The organism is Oleiphilus sp. HI0043 (assembly GCF_001634935.1).
Map to the genome: position 1 here is coordinate 1 of NZ_LWEY01000943.1, position 461 is coordinate 461.

Annotated in this window: 1 protein-coding gene; it reads left to right on the forward strand. The window is 50.8% G+C overall.

The genetic code is table 11. From position 1 onward, the window contains the following. Positions 1 to 461, forward strand: a 461-nt coding sequence (locus tag A3729_RS10390) for a cobaltochelatase subunit CobN (RefSeq protein WP_197475769.1), incomplete at both ends; no start/stop codon positions are given.

Below are 461 nucleotides of genomic sequence, written 5' to 3' on the forward strand. Positions count from 1 at the left end.
CCCGGCGCTTATGGTGCGGGTCTACAGGGCTTGATAGACGAGCGTTGTTGGGAGCAAAAGAGTGATCTAGCCGATGCCTATCTGAATTGGGGTGGCTATGCCTACGGTAACGAGGCGGGAGACGGTGTCGATGCCAAGGAAGCTTTCCGTTTTCGATTGTCGCAATTAGAGGTGGTTTCGCAAAACCAGGATAATAGAGAGCACGACATCTTGGACTCTGATGATTATTACCAGTTCCAAGGGGGCATGAGCAACGCGGTTGAAGTGTTCTCGGGGGATGCACCAACGGTGTATCACAATGACCATTCCAACCCGTCATCTCCTAAGATTAGAACCTTGAAAGAGGAGCTGAACCGGGTTGTCCGTTCGCGAGTGTTAAACCCTAAATGGATTCATGCGATGCGAGAGCATGGTTACAAAGGTGCCTTTGAGATGGGGGCGAGCATTGATTATATGTTCGC